Origin of the sequence: Leifsonia sp. SIMBA_070, from assembly GCF_046534635.1 — a bacterium.
Lineage (GTDB): Bacteria > Actinomycetota > Actinomycetes > Actinomycetales > Microbacteriaceae > Leifsonia.
In genome coordinates this window covers 1-245 of sequence record NZ_JAWRYK010000782.1, presented here as the reverse complement: position 1 = coordinate 245, position 245 = coordinate 1, and the positions used below count along the sequence as shown (strand labels likewise).

General features: G+C 62.9%; 1 protein-coding gene. It reads right to left on the bottom strand.

Annotated elements, in window-relative coordinates:
• On the bottom strand, positions 1-245 hold a 245-nt coding region (locus SB754_RS22350; RefSeq protein ID WP_410784471.1), incomplete at both ends, for a hypothetical protein.

Sequence of the window (245 nt, the reverse complement as noted above, 5' to 3'; positions counted from 1 at the left end):
CTGATGCCCCTTTATCCCTATCACGTTGCTGGATGCTCTCTTCGATGGCCTTGAGGCCCTCCAGCTGCTCGCGCAGCTTGGCGGTCTCGGCCTGTTCGCTGTCGAGCTTCTTCCGGGTCGCCTCGAGCTGTTCCCGGTACCGCACTGAGACGGCTTCCGTCTCCCAGAGTTCCTCCAGTATGTAGGCGAAGGTGCTCACGGCGCCGTTCTCGCGCTGGTTCGGTTCCATGCAGCCGGTCAGCAGC